This is a genomic window from Streptomyces canus (assembly GCF_041435015.1).
Classification (GTDB): Bacteria; Actinomycetota; Actinomycetes; order Streptomycetales; family Streptomycetaceae; genus Streptomyces; species Streptomyces canus_G.
The window spans coordinates 9130056-9150999 of record NZ_CP107989.1 but is presented as its reverse complement, the minus strand read 5'-3'; the positions used below and the strand labels follow the sequence as shown (position 1 = coordinate 9150999).

General features: G+C 71.3%; 20 protein-coding genes. 7 read left to right on the top strand and 13 right to left on the bottom strand.

What is annotated here, in order from left to right:
* Positions 1-22: 22 nt before the first annotated feature.
* Positions 23-664 (bottom strand): alpha-ketoglutarate-dependent dioxygenase AlkB family protein, encoded by a 642-nt coding sequence (locus OG841_RS41590; RefSeq protein WP_328636642.1) that lies wholly within the window; start codon positions 662-664, stop codon positions 23-25.
* Positions 665-732: 68 nt separating this feature from the next.
* On the opposite strand from OG841_RS41590, the gene OG841_RS41585 reads away from it, so the two are divergent.
* Both OG841_RS41585 and OG841_RS41580 read left to right on the top strand, forming a co-directional pair.
* Positions 733-1875 (top strand): methyltransferase, encoded by a 1143-nt coding sequence (locus tag OG841_RS41585; RefSeq protein ID WP_328636643.1) that lies wholly within the window; start codon positions 733-735, stop codon positions 1873-1875.
* Positions 1868-2644 carry a class I SAM-dependent methyltransferase gene (locus tag OG841_RS41580; RefSeq protein WP_328636644.1) on the top strand — a complete coding sequence of 259 codons (777 nt, stop codon included), beginning with the start codon at positions 1868-1870 and terminating at the stop codon, positions 2642-2644. Before OG841_RS41585 ends, OG841_RS41580 begins: the two co-directional genes overlap by 8 nt.
* On the opposite strand, the gene OG841_RS41575 is transcribed toward OG841_RS41580, so the two are convergent.
* Both OG841_RS41575 and OG841_RS41570 read right to left on the bottom strand, forming a co-directional pair.
* Entirely contained in the window at positions 2622-3473 is an 852-nt protein-coding gene (locus OG841_RS41575; protein WP_328636645.1) for a class II fructose-bisphosphate aldolase, read from the bottom strand. The two genes, OG841_RS41580 and OG841_RS41575, sit on opposite strands and share 23 nt — an antisense overlap.
* Positions 3474-3481: 8 nt before the next feature.
* Entirely contained in the window at positions 3482-4366 is an 885-nt protein-coding gene (locus OG841_RS41570) for an SIS domain-containing protein (protein ID WP_328636646.1), read from the bottom strand.
* A gap of 159 nt (positions 4367-4525) precedes the next feature.
* On the opposite strand from OG841_RS41570, the gene OG841_RS41565 reads away from it, so the two are divergent.
* Positions 4526-6346: a glycoside hydrolase family 15 protein gene (locus OG841_RS41565; protein ID WP_328636647.1), complete on the top strand. Its 1821-nt coding sequence runs from the start codon at positions 4526-4528 to the stop codon at positions 6344-6346.
* Between the two features lie 36 nt (positions 6347-6382).
* Positions 6383-7261: a PhzF family phenazine biosynthesis isomerase gene (locus OG841_RS41560; RefSeq protein WP_328636648.1), complete on the top strand. Its 879-nt coding sequence runs from the start codon at positions 6383-6385 to the stop codon at positions 7259-7261.
* A gap of 26 nt (positions 7262-7287) precedes the next feature.
* Here OG841_RS41560 and OG841_RS41555 read toward each other — a convergent pair whose 3' ends face one another.
* Positions 7288-8241: a hypothetical protein gene (locus tag OG841_RS41555; RefSeq protein WP_365116831.1), complete on the bottom strand. Its 954-nt coding sequence runs from the start codon at positions 8239-8241 to the stop codon at positions 7288-7290.
* A 161-nt stretch (positions 8242-8402) separates the two neighbouring features.
* Here OG841_RS41555 and OG841_RS41550 point away from each other — a divergent pair, with 161 nt between their 5' ends.
* Entirely contained in the window at positions 8403-10643 is a 2241-nt protein-coding gene (locus tag OG841_RS41550) for a heavy metal translocating P-type ATPase (protein ID WP_365116829.1), read from the top strand.
* Positions 10644-10699: 56 nt separating this feature from the next.
* Here OG841_RS41550 and OG841_RS41545 read toward each other — a convergent pair whose 3' ends face one another.
* The 9 genes from OG841_RS41545 to OG841_RS41505 form a co-directional block, all read right to left on the bottom strand.
* A complete protein-coding gene (locus OG841_RS41545; protein ID WP_365116827.1) occupies positions 10700-11302 on the bottom strand; it encodes a hypothetical protein in 603 nt (200 codons plus the stop codon).
* Complete coding sequence (locus OG841_RS41540; RefSeq protein ID WP_371569563.1) at positions 11299-12165, bottom strand: carbohydrate ABC transporter permease; 867 nt, start codon at positions 12163-12165, stop codon at positions 11299-11301. Before OG841_RS41540 ends, OG841_RS41545 begins: the two co-directional genes overlap by 4 nt.
* Positions 12162-13100 (bottom strand): carbohydrate ABC transporter permease, encoded by a 939-nt coding sequence (locus OG841_RS41535; RefSeq protein WP_328636652.1) that lies wholly within the window; start codon positions 13098-13100, stop codon positions 12162-12164. The genes OG841_RS41540 and OG841_RS41535 overlap by 4 nt, the downstream gene beginning before the upstream one ends.
* A complete protein-coding gene (locus OG841_RS41530; RefSeq protein ID WP_371569560.1) occupies positions 13097-14380 on the bottom strand; it encodes an ABC transporter substrate-binding protein in 1284 nt (427 codons plus the stop codon). Before OG841_RS41530 ends, OG841_RS41535 begins: the two co-directional genes overlap by 4 nt.
* 71 nt (positions 14381-14451) lie before the next feature.
* Positions 14452-15201 (bottom strand): cupin, encoded by a 750-nt coding sequence (locus OG841_RS41525; RefSeq protein ID WP_328636654.1) that lies wholly within the window; start codon positions 15199-15201, stop codon positions 14452-14454.
* Positions 15198-16124, bottom strand: coding sequence for a PmoA family protein (locus OG841_RS41520; RefSeq protein WP_328636655.1), 927 nt, complete (start codon positions 16122-16124; stop codon positions 15198-15200). Before OG841_RS41520 ends, OG841_RS41525 begins: the two co-directional genes overlap by 4 nt.
* Positions 16121-17233, bottom strand: coding sequence for a Gfo/Idh/MocA family protein (locus OG841_RS41515; protein WP_328636656.1), 1113 nt, complete (start codon positions 17231-17233; stop codon positions 16121-16123). Before OG841_RS41515 ends, OG841_RS41520 begins: the two co-directional genes overlap by 4 nt.
* A gap of 227 nt (positions 17234-17460) precedes the next feature.
* Complete coding sequence (locus OG841_RS41510) at positions 17461-18078, bottom strand: TOPRIM nucleotidyl transferase/hydrolase domain-containing protein (RefSeq protein ID WP_328636657.1); 618 nt, start codon at positions 18076-18078, stop codon at positions 17461-17463.
* A gap of 52 nt (positions 18079-18130) precedes the next feature.
* Positions 18131-18916 carry a class I SAM-dependent methyltransferase gene (locus OG841_RS41505; RefSeq protein WP_371569554.1) on the bottom strand — a complete coding sequence of 262 codons (786 nt, stop codon included), beginning with the start codon at positions 18914-18916 and terminating at the stop codon, positions 18131-18133.
* A 159-nt stretch (positions 18917-19075) separates the two neighbouring features.
* Here OG841_RS41505 and OG841_RS41500 point away from each other — a divergent pair, with 159 nt between their 5' ends.
* Together OG841_RS41500 and OG841_RS41495 are read left to right on the top strand one after the other, a co-directional pair.
* The gene (locus tag OG841_RS41500; protein ID WP_328636659.1) at positions 19076-20290 is read left to right on the top strand and encodes a sensor histidine kinase; all 1215 of its coding nucleotides are present in this window, start codon (positions 19076-19078) and stop codon (positions 20288-20290) included.
* Positions 20287-20934 (top strand): response regulator, encoded by a 648-nt coding sequence (locus OG841_RS41495; protein WP_371569551.1) that lies wholly within the window; start codon positions 20287-20289, stop codon positions 20932-20934. Before OG841_RS41500 ends, OG841_RS41495 begins: the two co-directional genes overlap by 4 nt.
* Positions 20935-20944 lie beyond the last annotated feature (10 nt).

Here is a 20944-nt window from a genome sequence, read left to right as displayed (position 1 = left end):
CATGATCCGTTCGCGATCGAGCTCAGAGCCCGCTGACCCGCAGCGTGATGTTCAGCCGCCCCGTCAGCCCCAACTCGGGCGGCGCTGTGCCCGGATGCACACGAGGGACCCCGTGGTAGGCGAGTCTCGACGGGCCGCCGAACACGAACAGGTCACCACTGCGCAGTTCGACATCCGTGTAGGGCCGGGTCCGGGTCTCGGGGTTGCCGAAGCGGAAGACGCAGGTGTCGCCGAGGCTCAGGGAGACCACGGGCGCGTCCGACCTCTCGTCGCTGTCGCGGTGCATGCCCATACGAGCCTCGCCGTCATAGAAGTTGATCAGCGCGATGTCGTACGACACCTCCTGCGGACCGAGTGCGTCGCGCACCGCTTCCCGACCCAGCTCGCCCAGCCAGTGCGGGAAGGGCTTCACGGGTGCCCCGTCGCCGTCGGCGACCGTGCGGGCGTAGGCGTACGGGTACCAGTGCCAGCCCAGGCAGACCTGCCGTGCGGTCATCGTGCCGCCGCCCGGGGTGCGGACCGTGCGCAGTCCGGCGGGCGGGCGCGCCCACTCCCGGCAGGCCGCCAGCAGGTCGCGCTGCCGGCCCGGTTCCAGCCAGTGCGGGACGTGCACCGCGCCCGGCGCGACCTCCGCACGGGGTCGGGGGAACAGCTCGGCATCCATGGGTTCCATCCTGCCCGAGCGGGCCTGAGCTGCGACTCCGATAGCCTGGACGCACGATGGACGACCGTATGACGACCCCCTGGGGCGAGCTCGCGCTCACCCGTTTCCCCGAGGACCCGCGTGACCGGCTGCGTGCCTGGGACGCCTCCGACGAGTATCTGCTGAGGCATCTCGCGGCGGAGGGCGTGGCCCTGTCCGGCGCGGTCGTGGTGGTCGGAGACCGCTGGGGCGCGCTGGTCACCGCGCTGGCGGCGCACCGGCCGGTCCAGATCACCGACTCCTTCCTCAGCCAGGAGGCGACCCGCGCCAACCTCGAACGCGCCGGCGTCGAGCCCGGCACCGTCCGGCTGCTCACCACACAGGACCCACCGCCCGGCCGCGTCGACGTCCTGCTGGTGCGGGTGCCGAAGAGCCTGGCCCTGCTGGAGGACCAGCTGCTGCGGCTGGCGCCCGCGGTGCACGAGGGCACGCTCGTCGTCGGCACCGGCATGGTGAAGGAGATCCACACCTCGACGCTCCAGCTGTTCGAGCGGATCCTCGGGCCGACCCGCACCTCGCTGGCCGAGAAGAAGGCCCGGCTCATCTTCTGCGCGCCGGAGCCGACGCTCGCACGGCCCGCCAACCCCTGGCCGTACGGCTACACCCTCCCGGACGGCATCGGTGCCGCCTCCGGGCGTGCCGTCGTCAATCACGCGGGCGTCTTCTGCGCGGACCGGCTCGACATCGGCACCCGGTTCTTCCTCCAGCACCTCCCGAAGAGCCGGGGCTCCCAGCGGATCGTGGACCTGGGCTGCGGCAACGGCGTGGTCGGTACGGCGGTGGCCCTGGCCAACCCCGAGGCCGAGGTGCTGTTCGTCGACGAGTCCTTCCAGGCGGTGGCCTCGGCGGAGGGGACGTACAAGGCGAACGGCGTGCCGGGGCACGCGGAGTTCCGGGTCGGGGACGGTCTGGCGGGCGTCCCGGCGGGCAGCGTCGACCTCGTCCTCAACAACCCGCCCTTCCACTCCCACCAGGCGACGACCGACGCGACGGCCTGGCGGATGTTCACCGGAGCGCGCAGGGCGCTACGGCCCGGCGGCGCACTGTGGGTTGTCGGGAACCGCCATCTCGGGTATCACGTGAAGCTGCGGAAGCTGTTCGGCAACAGTGAACTCGTCGCCGGCGGGCCGAAGTTCGTGGTGCTCAAGGCGGTGAAGGAGTCGGGTGTCTGATCCCTCGGTGCGGGCCTTCTACGACGCGCTGGCCCCGGACTACCACCGGATCTTCGCGGACTGGGACGTGAGCATGGCGCATCAGGCGGCCGTGCTCGGGGCGCTCGTGCGCAAGGACCTGGGGCCGGGACCGCAGCGCGTCCTGGACTGCTCGTGCGGCATCGGGACCCAGGCGATCGGACTGGCCCTCGCGGGGCACCGGGTCGTCGGCAGCGACCTCAGTCCGGTGGCCGCCGCACGTGCCACCCAGGAGGCCACGGCCCGCGGGACACTGTTGCCGACCGCCGCCGCGGACATGAGACGGCTGCCTTTCGTGTCGTCCTTCTTCGATGTCGTCGTCTGCGCCGACAACTCGCTGGCGCATCTGCTGACGGCCCGGGACCTGGAGGCCGCGCTCGCGGGCATGCGCAGGGTTCTGCGGGACGGCGGTCTGCTGGTGCTCACCCTTCGCGACTACGACGAGATGCGCCATACCAGGCCCGGGGCCCCGCCTCCGCAGGTCTCCGAGACCTCCGACGGCCGGGTGATCACCTTCCAGCTGTGGCACTGGCACGAGGACGGCGAGCGCTACGACCAGGAGTACTTCCAGCTCGTGCCCGGCGACGGGGACGACTGGGCCGTCCGCGTCCGCCGTACGACCTCCTGGGCCCTGGCCCGTTCACAGCTGACGGAGTTCGTGGCCGCGGCCGGTTTCGTCGACGTGCGGTGGCACGATCCGGCCTCCAGTGGGTTCTACCAGCCCGTCCTCACCGCCCGAGCAGCCGGATGATCCGCCGGGCCGCGTCGGCCATGGCGTCCCGCCCGACACTCAGGTAGGCCCGGGAGTCCACCGCCTCGGGGTGAGCCGCCAGGAACTCCCGGATCGCGCCGGTCATCGCGATGTTCAGCGCGGTGCCGACGTTGACCTTGGCGATGCCGCCCGCGACGGCAGCGGTGAGTTCGTCGTCGCGGACTCCGGAGGAGCCGTGCAGGACGAGGGGGACGTCCAGGGTGGTGGTGAGGCGTTTGAGCAGGTCGTGGTCGAGGGTGGCGGTGCGTTCGGTCATCGCGTGGGCGCTGCCGATGGCCACGGCGAGGGCGTCCACGCCGGAGTCGGTGACGAAGGCGCGGGCCTCGGCGGGGTCGGTGCGGGCGCCGGGGGCGTGGGCGTCCAGCGCGGGTCGGCCCTGCTTCCCACCCACTTCCCCCAACTCGGCCTCGATCCACAGCCCTTGGGAGTGCGCCCAGTCGGCCGCAGCCCGGGTGGCGGCGAGATTCTCGGCGTAGGGCAGGTGGGCCGCGTCGTACATCACGGAGCCGAAGCCGGCGTCGGCCGCCTGGCGCAGCAGGTCGTCGCTCTGGACGTGGTCGAGGTGCAACGCGACGGGGACGGTGGCTCGTTCGGCCGCGACGACGGCGGCGCGAGCGAGCGGGAGGAGACGGCCGTGGCGGAACTTGACGGCGTTCTCGCTGACTTGGAGGACGACCGGCGCGTCCAGGGACTCGGCGCCGGCGATGACGGCCTCGACGTGTTCCAGGGTGATGATGTTGAAGGCGGCGACGGCGGAGCGGGTGGCGGCGGCGCGGGGGACGAGCTCGCGGGTGGTGACCAGGGGCACGACGTCTCCTAGGGGCGGGCGAGGATCACCGAGCGGGTGAGGTGGCGGGGCTGGTCCGGGTCGAGGCCGCGGGCCCCGGCGACGGCGACCGCGAGGCGCTGTACTCGGACCAGTTCGGCGAGGGGGTCGAGGGTGCCCGGCACCCACAGTCCGCCGGTCTCCCGGACCTGTTCGGCCAGCCCCTCGGGGGCCGCGCCGAGCATCCAGGTGGCGGTGCCCTGGGTGGTGATGCTGATGGGGCCGTGCCGGTACTCCATCGCCGGGTAGGCCTCGGTCCAGGCGAGGGATGCCTCGCGCATCTTCAGCCCTGCCTCGTTGGCCAGCCCCACCGTCCAGCCCCGGCCGAGGAAGGTGAACTGCGAGCATGCGACGAGGCCTTCGGGCAAGGCAGTCGTGAGTGCGGTGCGGGCGTCGGCGACGACGGCGTCGGTGTGCAGGCCCAGGTGGGCGCGGAGCAGCGTGAGGGCGGTGGTCGCGAACCTCGTCTGGACGACCGAGCGTTCGTCGGCGAAGTCGAGGACGACGACCTCGTCGGCGGCGGCCATGACGGGGGTGGCGGGGTCGGCGGTGAGGGCGGTCGTGCGGGTGCGCCCCTTCAGCTGCCCGAGCAGGTCGAGGACTTCGGTCGTCGTGCCGGAGCGGGTGAGGGCGACGACACGGTCGTACGAACGGGCCTGCGGGAACTCCGAGGCGGCGAAGGCGTCGGTCTCGCCCTGGCCCGAGCCCTCCCGCAGCGCCGCCACGGCCTGCGCCATGAAGTACGACGTGCCGCATCCGACGATCGCGACCCGCTCCCCGGCCGCCGGAAGCGCGTGGGCGTGGCCCGCGGCCTCCGCCGCCGCCCGGGTCCAGCACTCGGGCTGGCTGGTCAGCTCGTCCTCGACATGAGTCATGCCGTACCCCTCTGTCACTTTGATTGCTCTTGCAAGATATAGCCATTATTCGAGCACAATCAAGCATACGCGGGCAGGAGCGGTGCGCCCTGCGGTCCCCTGACTGTTTTCGTGACACCCGCGGGCGATCCTGCATAGGCTGATCCGCAGGAGGCTGCGATGAGCGGATCACCCAGGGATCACACGGGCTACCTGCCGATCGCCGAGCACGGTCTGATCGGCGATCTGCGCAGCGTGGCACTGGTCGGGACCGACGGCACCATCGACTGGTACTGCTGCCCGTCCTTCGACGCGCCGAGCGTCTTCGCGTCGATCCTGGACGCGGAGCGCGGCGGCTGCTTCGAGCTCGCGGCGACCGTGCCGGCCCGGACCAAGCAGTTCTACTTTCCCGACACCAACGTTCTGATCACCCGGTTCTACACCGAGGACGGCGTGGGTGAGGTCCAGGACTTCATGCCGGTCGACGGTGACATGGTGGAGACCGAGCGGCACCGGCTGATCCGGCGGGTGGTGTGCGTGCGCGGCTCGATTCCGTTCCGGACCCGCGTGGCGCCGCGTTTCGACTACGGCGCCCAGCCGCACACCCTCCGCATGGTCGGGGACGTCGCGGTCTTCGAGTCCCCCAAGCTGTCGCTGGGCCTGACCGCGACCGTCCCGCTGGAGACCGAAGGCCCGGACGTACACGCCGACTTCAAGCTCTCCGAGGGCGAGTCGGCGGTGTTCGCACTGGACCAGGTCGGCGGCGAGGTGACCCCGCGCCGGTGTGCGCACACCGAGGCCGAGGAGCAGTTCAACAGCACGGTCGCCTACTGGCGGCACTGGCTGTCCGCCTCCAAGTACCGGGGCCGCTGGCGGGAGATGGTGCACCGCTCCGCCCTCACCCTCAAGCTGCTCACCTACGCGCCCACCGGCGCCATCGTGGCCGCGCCGACGACGAGCCTGCCCGAACAGCTCGGCGGCGAGCGCAACTGGGACTACCGGTACGTATGGGTGCGTGACGCCGCCTTCTGCGTGTACGCGCTGCTGCGGCTCGGCTTCACCAGCGAGGCCGAGGCGTTCATGGACTTCCTCATCCGGCACGTCAGCCCGGACGGCCACGGCCACTCGGGGCCGCTCCAGATCATGTACGGCATCGACGGCCGTACCGATCTGACGGAGCGTGAACTCGGCCATCTGGAAGGGCATCAGGGCTCCGCACCGGTCCGGGTCGGCAACGCCGCCGCCGACCAGCTCCAACTCGACATCTACGGCGCTCTGATCGACTCGATCTACCTCTACGACAAGTGGGCCAAGCCCATCTCCAGCGGCCAGTGGGACGACGTGAGCACGCTGGTGGACTGGGTGTGCGAGAACTGGGACCAGCCCGACGAGGGGATCTGGGAGACCCGCGGCGGCCGCAAGAACTTCCTGTACTCGCGGCTGATGTGCTGGGTGGCGATCGAGCGGGCGATCCGCATGGCCAACCGGCGCGGGCTGCCCGCCGACCTGAACCGCTGGCGGGAATGCCGCGACACGATCTACCGGCGAATCATGAAACGCGGCTGGTCGGAGACCCGGCAGGCGTTCGTCCAGCACGAGGACGGCGACGTGCTCGACGCGGCCGTACTGATGATGCCGCTGACCAAGTTCATCGCGCCGACCGACCCGAAGTGGCTGTCCACGCTGGACGCCCTGACCGAGGAACTGGTGTCGGACTCCCTCGTCTACCGCTACGACCCGACAGCGAGCCCCGACGGACTGCGCGGGGACGAGGGCACCTTCTCCATCTGCTCGTTCTGGTACGTCGAGGCGATGGTGCACGCCGGTCGGATCGACGAAGCGCGGCTGGCCTTCGAGAAGATGCTCACCTACGCCAACCATCTGGGCCTGTACGCCGAGGAGATCAGCAACACCGGCGAGCAACAGGGCAACTTCCCGCAGGCGTTCACCCATCTCGCCCTCATCAGCGCGGCCTTCAACCTGGACCGGGCCCTCGGCTGAGGAATAGCCGTCGTCCGGTCCCACGTTGCAGCCGGCATGACGACGAACGCGCCGCGGCCCGAGGTCCTGCGATACACCGCCTTCTCCAGCACTCCCGAGGGCGGCAACCCCGCCGGCGTCGTCCTGGACGCCACCGCCCTGGACGACGACGACATGCTGGCCATCGCCGCCGAGCTCGGATACTCGGAGTCGGCGTTCCTGACCGCACCCCCGGAGGGCCTCGAAGGGCCGGAGGGACGGACCTTCACCATCCGTTACTTCAGCCCCAAGGCCGAGGTGCCGTTCTGCGGGCACGCCACCGTCGCGACCGCCGTCGCGCTGGCCGAGCGGATCGGCCCGGGGGAGCTGGTGTTCGCCACGCCCGCCGGCACCGTGCCCGTGTCGGTGGCCGAGGAGGACGGGACGGTCAGGGCCACGCTCACCAGCGTCGCACCGCACGTCGAGGAGGTCGCCGAGGCCGACCTCACGGAGGCACTCGCCGCGCTCGACTGGCCCGCCACCGATCTCGACCCGGCGTTTCCGCCCCGGATCGCGTTCGCCGGCGCCCGCCACCTCGTCCTCGCGGCGGCGACGCGCGCACGCCTCGCGAACCTGGCGTACGACTTCCCGCGTCTCGAAACCCTGATGCACCGACTGGACCTGACCACCGTCCAGTTGGTGTGGCGGGAGTCGGCCACCGTGTTCCACGCCCGTGACCCCTTCCCGGTCGGCGGCGTGGTCGAGGACCCCGCGACCGGCGCCGCGGCCGCCGCGTTCGGTGCGTACGCCCGTGACCTCGGCCTGGTCCCGGAGGACGCTGTCCTCACCCTGCACCAGGGCGAGGACCTGGGCCGCCCCGGCGAACTCACGGTGACCCTGCGCGCGGGCGACCCCCGTGTCCGGGTCGGGGGCGCCGGGGCCCTCATCGGGCGGTAGGGCACGGGGCGGGCTCGTACCTGAGATCAGTGGCCGTGCTCGCCCGACGACTCATGGGGGGCCTCTTCGGAGGCCTCTTCCCCTGTCACCGCCGCGCCCGCCCGGACCGTGAACGCGGCGGTGTGCACCTTGCCCTCGTGCTTGAAGTCGAGGAAGAGCCGGTAGGTGCCGCTGCTGGGCGCCGTGGCCGTGAAGGAGATGTCCGGGCCGGGCTGGGTGGAGCCGTCGCCGGGTTCGCCGCCCGGGTGGACGTGGAGGTAGGCGAGGTCGCCGGAGCGCAGGGCGACCAGGTGGCCGTAGGCGCCGAGATAGGGCTGGAGATCGGTGACGGGCCTGCCGTTGCGGGAGACCGTCAGCTTCAGCTCGCGGGCGGCACCGGGGCGCAGGGCTCCACCCAGCTTCACGTCGTAGCCCTCGGTCGCGGTGGTGGTGTCCGGCGCCGGCAGGTTCTGCGGGGCGTAGGTGCCCGACACGGCCAGATCCGCGCCGAGGGTGAGGTTCTCGGCGCCCTTCTTCTCGGGGGTGAAGTCGGCGAAGACCCGGTAGCCGCCCGCGCGGGGCAGGGACACGGGGATGCTCCAGGTGCCGTCGGCGGCCCGGGTGGGATGCAGATGGCGGTAGGTGTTCAGGTCCCGTGAGGCGACGATGAGGTGGAGTTCCTTGTCGTGCTCCCGGCGGAAGGCGGTGACCGCGCGGCCGTCCTCGCCCCGGATGGTGAAGCGGAGGTCGGCGGTGCGTCCGGCCGCGAGACGAGGGGTCCGCAGGTCGAGGGTGTAGCCGTTCTCGGAGATCTGGAGTCCGCCGGCCGGGGGCGACTCATGACCCGAATGCCCTGACTCGCTGTCTCCCTTGTGTGCGTCGTGGCGGGCGGGCGTCTCGTCCCCGGTCACGGGGCCGACGCCCTGGCCCACGCCATAGGCGGTACCGAACGTCGCGGCCAGTGCGGCGGCGAACGCGGTGATCCTCAGTCCAGCGTGCATGGCCGGCTCCTCCGGGTCGGTATGCGACTCTCGATGCACTTCACCATACCCCTGGGGGGTATCAAGTCAACCCGTTCAAGCGGCTTGCCTCAGATACCCATGGGGGGTATACAGGAATCGCAAGCCACCATACCCCCGCCCCGTATCCACGAGGAGCAATCATGACCACCACCGCAGCAGCCGAGACCGAGCTGGCCATCGGCGGCATGACCTGCGCCTCGTGCGCGGCGCGCATCGAGAAGAAGCTCAACCGGATGGACGGGGTCAGCGCCACCGTCAACTACGCCACCGAGAAGGCCAAGGTCACCCACGCCGCGGGTGTCTCCGTCCAGGACCTGATAGCGACCGTCGAGAACACCGGGTACTCGGCCCGGGAACCGGCACCACCCGAGCCGTCCGCACCCGGCGAGGAAGAGCCCGACGAACTGCGTTCCCTGCGCGAGCGGTTGGTGACCGCCGTGCTGCTGGCGGTGCCCGTCGTCGCGATGGCGATGATCCCGGCGCTGCAGTTCGCGTACTGGCAGTGGCTGTCCCTGACGTTGGCGGCGCCCGTGGTGACGTACGCCGGATGGCCCTTCCACAAGGCGGCGTTCACCAATGCCCGGCACGGCGCGGCCACCATGGACACGCTGATCTCGGTCGGCACGACGGCCGCCTTCGGCTGGTCCCTGTGGGCTCTGTTCCTCGGGACCGCGGGCACGCCGGGTATGAAGCACCCCTTCGAGCTGACGATCGCCCGCGGCGACGGCTCCGGGAACCTGTATCTGGAGGCCGCGGCCGGGGTCACCGCGTTCATCCTGGCCGGGCGGTACTTCGAGGCCCGCTCCAAGCGCAAGGCGGGTGCGGCCCTGAAGGCGCTGCTGGAACTGGGCGCGAAGGACGTCACCGTGCTGCACCCGGGCGGGCACGAACAGACCGTCTCGATCGCGGAGTTGAAGGTCGGCGATCGCTTCCTCGTCCGTCCCGGCGAGAAGATCGCGACCGACGGGACCGTCGTCGAGGGCTCCTCCGCCGTGGACGCCTCGATGCTCACCGGTGAGTCCGTGCCGGTGGAGGTCACCCCCGGAGATGCCGTCACCGGCGCCACCCTCAACGCGGGCGGACGGCTCGTCGTCGAGGCGACCCGGGTCGGCTCGGACACCCAACTGGCCAGGATGGCCAAGCTGGTCGAGGACGCCCAGAACGGCAAGGCGGCCGCTCAGCGACTCGCGGACCGGATCTCCGCGGTGTTCGTGCCGGTCGTCATCGCGCTGGCCCTCGGCACCCTGGGATTCTGGCTCGGCAACGGCGCCGGTACGGCCGCCGCGTTCACCGCAGCCGTCGCCGTACTGATCATCGCCTGCCCGTGCGCCCTCGGGCTCGCCACGCCGACCGCTCTGCTGGTCGGGACCGGGCGCGGCGCCCAACTCGGCATCCTCATCAAGGGCCCTGAGGTCCTGGAGTCCACCCGCAAGGTCGACACCGTCGTCCTGGACAAGACAGGCACCGTCACCACGGGCCGGATGACCCTGCTGGCCGTGCACCCGGCGGACGGCACCGAAGAGGCCGAAGTCCTGCGGCTGGCGGGCGCTTTGGAGCACGCCTCGGAGCACCCGGTCGCCCGCGCGGTCGCCGACGGGGCGAGGGAGAAGCTGGGCGCTCTCCCCGCACCGGAGGACTTCGCGAACGTGCCGGGGCTCGGGGTGCAGGGCATCGTCGACGGTCATGCCGTGCTCGTCGGCCGTGAGCGCCTGCTCGCCGACTGGTCCCTGGAGCTGCCCGAGGAGCTCCGACGGGTCAAGTCGGAGGCGGAAGCCCTCGGTCGTACGGCGATCGCGGTCGCCTGGGACGGCGAGGCGCGGGCCGTGCTCGAAGTCGCCGACGCGGTCAAGGACACCAGCCGTGAGGCGATCGTCCGCCTGCGCGCGCTCGGCCTCAGGCCGGTCCTGCTGACCGGTGACAACCGGGCCGTGGCCGAGTCCGTGGCCCGAGAAATCGGCATCGAGCCGGAGCACGTGATCGCCGAGGTACTGCCCCAGGACAAGGTCGACGTCGTCAAGCGGCTTCAGGCAGAGGGCCGTTCGGTCGCGATGGTCGGTGACGGCGTCAACGACGCGGCCGCGCTGGCGCAGGCCGACCTGGGCCTGGCGATGGGCACCGGCACGGACGCCGCGATCGAGGCGGGCGATCTGACCCTCGTCCGGGGCGACCTGAGGGCAGCGGCGGACGCCATCCGCCTCGCCCGCCGCACCCTGGGGACGATCCGGTCCAACCTCTTCTGGGCCTTCGCCTACAACGTGGCCGCCCTGCCGCTGGCGGCGGCCGGACTGCTCAACCCGATGCTCGCGGGGGCGGCGATGGCGTTCTCGTCGGTGTTCGTGGTCGGCAACTCACTGCGGCTGCGGTCGTTCCGAGCCGCCTGACCCGGCAGACCGGGCGGGCAGGGACTCCGGTTCCGGAGCCCCTGCCCGCCCGTCTCTCAGCCGAATGTCTCCCGGGCAGTGAGCCGGACATGTACGGCGGTGAGCGCGAGCGCCAACGGTCCGGGCACGAGGAAGGCCAGCGGCACCAGCATCCAGGCACACAGGGCCGCCGTGGCCACGGCGAGCAGCACCAGGGCGCTCCCGCCGGCATCCCGTACGGCATCACGCGCGGCCTCCCGCACGGCGGCCGGCCAGTCGGTGAGCGACTCGGGGCGCGCACAGGCCCGCAGGCCCACCACCAGGGCGACCGCACCGATGCCGGCGGCCACCACCGCGAACAGCGACGCCCCCGGCAACCCGGCCCCGGCGAGCGCCAGGTCTGCCAGGAACAGCAGCGCACCGGCCAGGGCGACGGCGCCCGCCACCAGGTCACCGGCCCGCAGCCGACGCCCTAGCGCCGCGAAGTACCGTCCCGCGGTGGCCGGTTGCCCCTCCCCCGCACCCCGCAGGACCGCACACGCGGTCGACAGCGCGGCCGGGACCGTCACCACGGGCAGGCAGACCAGTGCCGTTGCCAGGCCGACGCTCAGCATGTCGGCGAACAGGGTCATCCTGGGCCCGAAGACCTCGCCCGGTTCACGAGCACGCATCCCGCTCATCCCTTGAGTCCCGAGCTCGCCATGCCCTCCACCAGGAACCGCTGGAAGGCGAGGAAGAACAGCACGATCGGCAGCAGCGCGATCACCGACATCGCGAACATGGGGCCGAACGCCGACTGGCTGGAGGCGTCCACGAACGACCTGAGGGCGAGCGTGAGCGTGAACTTGTCCGGGTCGAAGAGGTAGATGAGCTGGGTGAAGAAGTCGTTCCAGGTCCAGATGAAGGTGAAGATCGCCGTGGTGATCAGCGCGGGCCTGGTCAGCGGCAGCACGATCTGGAAGAAGCTGCGGAAGGGCCCGCAGCCGTCGATGCGGGCGGCCTCCTCCAGCTCACGCGGCAGACCGCGCATGAACTGCACGATGAGGAAGACGAAGAACGCCTCCGTGGCCAGGAACTTGGGCAGGATCAGCGGCCAGTAGGTGTTCACCATGCCGAGCTTGTTGAAGATGATGTACTGCGGGATCAGGATCGCGTGGTGCGGCAGCATGATCGTGGCGATCATGAACGCGAACATCGGGCCGCGGAAACGGAAGCGCAGCCGGGCGAAGGCGTAGGCGGCGAGCGAGCAGCTGATCACGTTGCCGAGGACCGCGCCACCGGCGATCAGCAGCGAGTTGGACAGCAGCCGCCAGATGGAGACGTCGTTGACGCCCTCGAAGGCGGTCTCGTAGTTCGACCACTCCAGGTGGCGGGGCAGCAGGTCGAGGCTGGCGATCACTTCGTCGGCCGGCTTGAGCGAGGTGGCGAGCAGCCAGGCCAGCGGGTAGAGCATCACGAGCAGGGCAGCCAGACAGCCGAGGTGCAGGGCGACCCGACCCCAGCGAACGGGCTCGCGGGCGGCGGCAGTTGAAATGGAGGTCATCGGTCCCCCTCGGACGCGTAGAAGACCCAGGAACGCGAGGTGCGGAACAGCACCGCCGTGACGACGCCGATGACGAGCAGCAGCACCCAGGCCATGGCGGAGGCGTAGCCCATGTGGGAGGCGACGAAGCCGCGGTCGTAGAGGTACATCGTGTAGACGAGCGTGGAGTCGGCGGGGCCGCCCTTGCCCGCGCTCACCGCGAAGGCGGGCGTGAAGACCTGGAAGGCCTGGATGGTCTGGAGGACCAGGTTGAAGAAGAGCACCGGGGACAGCATGGGCACGGTGACGGACAGGAACTGCCGCCATGTCCCGGCCCCGTCGACGGCCGCCGCTTCGTAGAGCTCGGCCGGTATCTGTTGCAGACCCGCGAGGAAGATGACCATCGGCGCCCCGAACTGCCACACCGTCAGCAGCGCGACGGCCAGCAGTGCCCAGCCGGGCCTGTTGACCCAGCCGCCGGTGCCGAACAGGTTGTCCACGGTGCCGCCGTCGTTGAAGACGGCACGCCAGACGAGGGCGATGGACATGGAGGCGCCGAGCAGCGAGGGGGCGTAGAACGCGGACCGGTAGAAGGCCTTGCCGCGTTTCATGGACTTCAGGGCGAGCGCGACGACCAGCGCGAGGGCCAGTTGGAGCGGCACGGCTATCACGACGTACATCAGGGTCGTCGTGACGGATCGCCAGTAGCGCGGGTCCTCGGTGAACATCTGCGTGTAGTTGCGCAGGCCCACCCAGTGGGGCGGGTCGAAGAGGTTGTAGTCGGTGAAGGACAGGTACAGCGAGACGGCCATCGGCAGCAGGGTGAGGACGGTCGCGCCGAGGACCCACGGGGAGAGGAACACCCAGGCGGCGCCCTGGCGTTCGCGCTTGGATGGGCGCTTCGTGGTGGGGGCCGTGGCGCGCTTCTCCCCGGTCGGGATCGCGGTGGTGGTCATGACCTCAGCTCCGCCTTCGCCTCGGTGACGTAGTTCTCGGCCGCCTCGCGGGGCGTCATACGCTCGTAGGAAACCTGGTCGTAGTCGCGCTGGAAGGTGGTCTGCAGGGCGTTGTCGCCGGAGGGCGGGGCCTGCGGCGGGTCCTTCAACTTCCCTTCCAGGGAGGCCTGGTAGTCGGCGGCCGTCTTGTCGAAGTCCTTGAGTAGGGGCGCTGTCTCCTTGCGGATGGTCTCGTTGACGGGGATGCCGCGGGTGGCGCCGAGGATCTTCGCCGCGTCCTCGTCGTTGAGGAGGAAGTCGACGAGCTGGGCGGCGGCCTCGGCGTGGCCGGTGTGGGCGGAGACACCGAGGAACATCGACGGCTTGAAGTACTGCCCCGGTGTGCCGTCGGAGCCGGACGGCATGGGTGCCAGCGCGATCCCCGTCGGAATGATCGCGAGATAACCGCTCGACGGAGCGTCCCAGTTGGTGTCGGAGACCGCCTTGCCCCGGCCCAGCGGGGTGTTCTCCACGGAGCCGTCGAGCTGGGTGGTCTGCCCGGCCGGGGAGACGGCACCCTCGCGCCTCAACCGGTCGGTGAAGGTCCACCACTTGGTGAGGTCGGCGGCGGTGAAGCCCAGTCCGCCCTCCTTGGTGTAGAGGGCCTTGCCCTGTCCGCGCAGCCAGACCTCGAAGGCGTCCTCGCTCTGACCGGGATCGGTGGCGCCGGGTTCGCCCGTCTTCTTCTCGAGCGCGCGCACGGCCCGGGCCCAGTCGTCCCAGGTCCACCCCTGCGCGGGGAGCGGCACCCCGGAGGTCTTCCAGGTCTTGACGTCGTAGACGACGGTCTCGGTGCCCCGGCCCTGCGGGATCGCGTACTGGGTGCCGTCCACGCGGCCGGTGGCCAGCAGCCCTGAGTCGATCTCGGAGGTGCGCAGTACGGCCTTCTGCTTCGCCAGGTCGAGCAGGACCCCGCCGGAGGCGTACTGGTCGATCTGGCGGTAGTCGAGCTGCATCACGTCGGGTGCGTCGCCGCCCGTGGCCTGGACGGCGAGCTTCTGCTTGTAGGCGTCGTAACCCGAGAACGACGTCTGCACCTGTACGTTCGGGTGCTGTTTCTCGAACAGGGCGACGGCCTGCTCGGTGCGCTCCGCGCGGTCGGGGTTGCCCCACCACGTGTAGCGGAGCACGACCTTGCCGCCGCCGACCGATTCCCCGGAGCCCCCGCAGCCGGCCGCCAGCGCGCAGAGCGCGAGTGCGACGGCCGAAGCGCAGAACCCCTTTGTCCTGTGTCCGGGCATGCCGAGGTCACCTCATCCCTTCCTCGGACTTTCTACGGCCCCCCTCGGAACTCCCCCCCGTGCAAACGGTGTTACTCGCCGCCGTACGGCAGCGTCGTGCCGGGCAGGTTGTACTCGTCCCGTCGGCCGCACATCCCGAAGCCGCCGAGCCGGGTCGGCGCGGCCTCGTGGGCGGTCGCCTCGCCGAGGTACGACGGTTCACCGGACGCCAGCGCGTCGAGTTGGGCGCCGGTGCGCTCCGCGGTGGCCAGGGCACCGGTCCGCCACAGCTCGCGCCAGGTGGGCACCTTGTCCCGTACCAGGCGGGCGGCGGCCCGCTGGAACTCCAGATACGGGCCGTTGTCTCCGGTGGCCAGTGCCTCGCGCAGGCCGAGGTAGCCCTCGACGGCGAGGTCCCGGCGCCGGCGGGCGGCCGCGGCCGTCTCCGGACCCGTACCGGGCGGGAGCCGGGCGGCCTCGGCATACCGCGACGGGTCGGCGAGCACGTCCGGCGGGAAGGTGAACACGGCGTCCCCGGCCTCGGGCAGACCGCTGTTCTGCATCAGCACGGTGATGCGCAGATCGCCGCCCTGGACCATGCGGTGCACGGTGCCCGGTGTGAACCAGGCGATCGAGCCCGGCTCCAGGGGGATCTCCCGGTAGCCGTCGGGGCTCAGCGTCTGCACCGCGCCCCGGCCGCCGGTGACGACGTAGGCCTCCGTGCACACCAGGTGCAGATGCGGGCTGCCGCCGCAGACGCCGTCGATGGCCTCCCAGTCGTAGGCGCTCAGGTGGGACAGGCCCACGGCGCCCGGCAGCGGGTGCGGAAGACCGGGCTTCACCAGGACAGGCCTTCCAGACAGGAGGACACGCGTTCCTCGTCCCAGGCACCGTCGGCCACGACGAGCCGGTAGCGGTACTCGAAGGACTCCCCAGGCGGCAGCTCGAACTCCTCGAAGAACGCCCAGGAGAACGCGACCGTCGGGAAGGGCTCGGAACGCACGAACCAGTGCGACTCGTGGACGGCGGTCCGCGGGTCGAGGTTCTCGGGGGCGTGCGCGAAGACGAGCGTGGAGTGGGCGTCCACATCGTCGTGCTCGGTGGTGAAGGCGAGCCAGGGGCTCTGGCTGCCCATCAGCTTGTCCGCGTCCCCGTCCGTGTCCGGGGCGAAGACCGATCCACCGGTGAAGTCGCGGGGGCCGCGCCACTGGAGTCCGGTGTAACCCGCCATCTCACGGCCCGCGGTGGTGGGGGAACCGAAGGCGAGCGGCTCGTCGCGGGTGTTGGTGAGGCGGATCGACCAGTCCAGCGCCCAGGAGCCGGACTCCTCGTCGACGGAGTGGACGGTGATGCCGCGGACTTCGCGCGCCCACTCGGTTCCGCCGTTCTCCACCCAGGTGAGCTCCTCGGCGACGGTGAGCCGGTCGTCCTCGACCGACAGCACCGGGAACCCGTCGTGCCGCATCGAGCCGACCCGCTCCGGCAGGGGCAGATAGCCCTGCCCGTGGACATAGCAGTTGCCGCCCCAGAAATTCTGCCCCGACAGATGGCTCGCGGTCATCTGCAGACCCTTGTGCCAGCGGTGGTCGTTGGGACGGTAGCCGGTCACCGTGCGGCCGCCGAGGGTGCGCACCGGGTGGGCGTAGGGCTTCTTCGCCTCGAAGGCCTCGGGGTCGGGTCGGTAGACGTAGCGGAGGATCTCCGTGCCGTTCGCCGCCTCGACGGCGATGTGCTCGCCGTGGACGTGGCTGACGCGGATGCTCATGCGCGCTCCTTGGGGGCCCAGTGGGGGTGGTCGCCGTGCATGGCCGGGTAGAAGGGGTCGCCCGGCGCGATCTCGCCGGCGTGCACGGGCCGGCCCGTGAACGCGGACTTGTAGAGCGCGGCGGCGAACTCGAGGGTGGCACGTGCGTCGGCGCCGCTACCGGGAGGCCTGACACCGTTGTCGTACGCGTCGAGGAGCGCGCCGAGCTGGGCCGCGTGCGAGCTGGGCACGTCGGCGGCGGGCGTACGCCAGGCGTCGACGCGGTCGGCGGCCACGTGGGGGGCGGGGGTGTAGGTCCAGTCCTGGTTGCGGTGCCCGTACAGGTGGGTGAGTTCGACGGTCGCGTCGGCACAGTCGATGCGGATGCGGCTCACCTCGTCGGGTGACAACACACTGTTGACGACGGTGGCGAGGGCGCCGTTCTCGAACCGGACGAGGGCCGTGGAGACGTCCTCGCTCTCGGTGTCGTGGACCAGCCGGGCCGCCATCGCGCGGATCTCCGCCCACGGGCCGAGCAGGTGCAGCAGCAGGTCGTACTGGTGGATGCCGTGGCCCATGGTGGGGCCGCCGCCCTCACTGGCCCACGTCCCGCGCCACGGTACGGCGTAGTAGGCGGCGTCCCGGTACCAGGTCGTCTGACAGTGCGCGACACGCGGGGCGCCCAGCTCGCCGCTCGTGATCAGCTCGCGCGCGTGGACGGCGCCGGAGCCGTAGCGGTGCTGGAAGACCACGGAGGCGTAGGCCCCGGACGCCTCCTCGGCCGCCGCGATCTCGTCGTACTCGGCGAGCGACAGGGTCAGCGGCTTCTCGCACAGCACCCAGGCACCCGCCTTGAGGGCGGCCACCGTCTGCTCCCGGTGCAGCGACGGCGGGGTGCCGATGAGGACCAGGTCGGGGCGTGCCGCGTCCAGCATCTCGGCCATGGAGGTGTACCCGGCGACCTCGCCGCCCGCGAGTTCCCGGAAGGCGTCGAGTCTGCCCTGGTCCACGTCGACGGCGGCGACCAGTTCTGTGCGCTCGGCGTGGACCCTGAGCGCGGACAGATGGCTGCCGCTGACGATGGCGCCGGTGCCGACCACGGCTACGCGGCGGCGGGCTGGACGGGGCATACGGTCCTCCTCGGACGTCCGGCAAGGGGACGCCGGCATGCGGGGAAAGCGCTTGCTCTCCCGGAGTCGACCCTAGATCCCCGGCGATTGTCCTAACAAGACCCCGGGCAGTGATATCGGTGAACACGCCACGCACACAGCCCGTTCACTTGCCTGACGCAAGTAATTCGGCGTGCTCGCCTCCGCACACGCCTTCCGGTGCTCCGGGTGTGCGGGAGAGCCCCCGGTCAGAGCGCCGCGAACAGGTCGTCGAGCGGGGCGGGCACGCGCTCGGGGTCGAGGGCCTCGACGAGGACGCGGCCGTAGTGGATCTTGCGTCCCTTCTTCGTTCCGAGGAAGCGCCGCAACTGCTGCTGAGCAGTGCGGTCCCGCTGGGCGGGCTGGGACAGGAAGGTCTGCAGGGGCCGCAGGTCACCCTCCTCGCGCACGAGTTCCTTCACCCGTGGCACACCCAGCGCGCGGATGAGTTCGTCCTCCAGGTCCGCCGCGCAGACGAAGTACCCGTCCGGCGCCGCGCCGGCCCGCTCCCAGCCCCGGGCGTAGAAGGGCCGTTCCCGCTCGTCGCACAGTCCCGTCAGACGCAGGCCCAGGCCCGACGGACCGAGCAGGCCCGCGAAGCGGCCGACGCTCATCGCCCCGCCCATCGCCAGGACGCAGAGCCCCTCGGCGGCGAGGTTCCGGCCACGGCTCGCGGCCAGCGCGTCGACCGCCGCCACATCGCTCGGCCCTTCGAGCAGGACGACGGTCCTCACGGACAGCCGCGCGGCCAGTTCGCGTGCCGGGTCGCCGGGGCCACCGGCCGCCCACGACGTGACCGCGTCCCGGAACTCCCCCATGTCAGCCATGGGAGGAGTCTGTGCCCTCACCGGCCCCAGCGGTAGGCGATTTCCGCCGGCCTCACCGGCTCGCCTCCCCGTGCGTCACCCGGATCTTGGACTGGCCGTGCGGGAGTTCCTCCCAGTCGTCCATGAACCGGGCCCGCAGTCCGTGCTTTTCGGCCAGCTCGACGAGCGTCTCGACGCGGTAGTAGAAGTCCTCCCGGAGCACGTGGTGCTCCTCGCCCTCGGTGCGGTCGAAGGTGAAGTCGAACCAGCCGCCCGGGGCGAGCACCCGGCCGACGTTGGCCAGACACTCCTCGATGACCGGGAGCGGCGAGTGCGAGAAGACACTGTGCGCGTGGACGACGTCGAAGTGGGCGTCCGGCAGGAACCGCAGCGTCAGGTCGCGCACCGGGGTGAGGTTCGGCAGCCGCTTCTGAAGGGACATGTCGACGATCGTGTGCTGCGCGGCGAAGAGGATGTCGGGCGAGATGTCGATGCCGTGGTAGTGCCCGGGCTCCAGGTGGCGGATGAACCGCCAGCCGCCGCGCAGGTTGCCGCAGCCGATCTCCAGCATGCGGTGCTCGGGCCGCAGCCCGTGGCCGAGGAGGTAGTCGAACTGCATCGCCCCGAGCGCCAGCCAGCGTTCCCGGTTGCGGCTGCCGACGGCCGCCTCCGGGTCGGTCCGGGTGTCGGAGCGCATCACGGCGCGGTAGTAGGAGATGTGGTCCGGGTGCCGGCGGCGCAGCCACAGGTCGCGGGCGGCGCGGGCCACATGGCGGGGCACGCGGTCGGGGTGACGCAGGGCGTAGCCGACGCGGTGGCCGAGGGCGGCGCGGTTGGCGGTGAGGTTCTTGGCGGGCATCGTGAGGCCTTTCGCAGGTCGTCGCTCTGCTGCCAGCCTCGGTGCGGAGGCCGGGCCTCCGGCTCGGCCAACGGGCTCCCGCTGCCGAGAGGTTCGGGCGACCGGCATGTCAGCCGATCGGTTGATGCGGTCCTGCGTCCGGCACGTTAGACACGGAGCATGAACCACTCCGATCCGGACGAGCGCTGGCTGGGCGCGATCGTGCACGGCGCGTTCTTCCTGCTCCTCGGCTCGTCGTTCGTCCGCTTCCTGACCCGCGACCAGGGTGGTGCGCGCACCGGCTGGGTGGTGGCGCTGTTCGCCTTCTTCTGTGTGCTGTACGTCCTCGGGCATCTGGTGGCCCCGCCGCCCCGTCCGGGACTGCCGCCCACCCGGCGTCATCTGGTCTGGCTGGGCTCGGTCACCGCCGTCTGGGTCGTCCTGCTGGTCCTCGCGCCCAGCGCCACCTGGTGTGTGATGCCCCTGTTGTTCGCCGGGCTGCACGCGTTGCCGCCGAGGATCGCGGTGCCTTCGGCGGCCGTCCTCACCGCGCTGGTCGTGGTCTCGGAGATACGGGTGGCCGACGGGCCGCTCAACCCGAACATGGTCGTGGCCCCGCCGGCCGTCGCCGCGGTCGCCACCGCCGTACTGGTGCATCTGCAACGGCAGGGGGCCCGGCAGCGCGTGCTGATCGAGGACCTGGTGCGCACCCGGCACGAACTCGCCGCCACCGAACGGCGGGCCGGTGTCCTGGCGGAGCGCCAGCGGCTGTCCGCGGAGATCCACGACACCCTCGCGCAGGGGCTGTCCAGTCAGGGGATGCTGCTCCAGGCCGCGGAACGAGTGTGGGGCTCGGACCGGGACGCGGCCCGGGAGCATGTCCGGGCGGCGGCGGAGATCACCTCGCACAGCCTCGCCGAGGCCCGCCGCTTCGTGCACGACCTGGCTCCCGCGGACCTCGCGGAGCATTCTCTCGCCGAGGCCCTCGGCGCCCTCGCCCGGCGCGAGAGCGGCCCGGGGCTGACCGTGGAGTTCCGGCTCGAGGGGGATCCGGGTCCGCTGCCGGAGCGGGTGGCGGCTGCGCTGGTGCGGATCGCCCAGGGGGCGCTGGCCAACGTACGGGAGCATGCGGCGGCGACCCGGGCCGCGCTCACCCTCACCTGGCTGGACGATCAGGTCTCGCTGGATGTCGCGGACAACGGGCGCGGGTTCGAGCGGGACGAGGCCCTGGGGGCCGGATCGTCGACGCGTGGACACGGGCTTCCCGCCATGCGGATCCGGGCCCGCCAGGCCGGTGGCGGGCTCACCGTGGAGTCCGCGCCGGGAGAGGGCACCGTGGTGTCGGTCGCCGTCCCGCTCGTCGTCCCGCTCGTCGTCAAGGAGACCGCCCTGTGAGTACGTCGCCGCCCTCGTCCCCCGTCCAGCTCCTGCTCTGCGACGACCATGCCGTCGTACGCGCCGGACTGCGGGCCCTGCTCGCCAGCGCGGACGGCATCGACGTGGTCGGGGAGGCGGCCACCGGCGAGGAGGCGCTCGCCATGGCCGCTCACCTGGGCCCCGATGTCGTCCTGATGGATCTTCAACTGGACGACGGCATGGACGGGGTGACAGCCATCCGCCGGTTGACAGCGGGAGGCTCTCGGGGTCCCCGCGTGCTGGTGCTCACCATGTTCGACACGGACGCCGACATCACCCGGGCCATCGAGGCGGGCGCCACCGGTTATCTCCTCAAGGCCGAGCAGCCCGAGGAGTTGTTCACGGCGATCCGCGACGCCGCGTCCGGCCGCAGCACGCTGTCCGCCCCGGTGGCCGACCGGCTGCTGACCCGGCTGCGCAGCCCGCGCCCCGCCCTGTCCGCACGCGAGCACGAGATCCTCGCGCAACTCGCCCGTGGCCTCGGCAATCGGGAGATCGCCCGGGCCCTGTTCATCAGCGAGGCGACGGTCAAGACCCATCTGGGGCGGATCTACGGCAAGTTGGGCGTCGAGACCCGGGCGGGCGCGGTGGCCGTCGCCAAGGAACGACGGCTGCTGCCTTGACCGGCCGCGG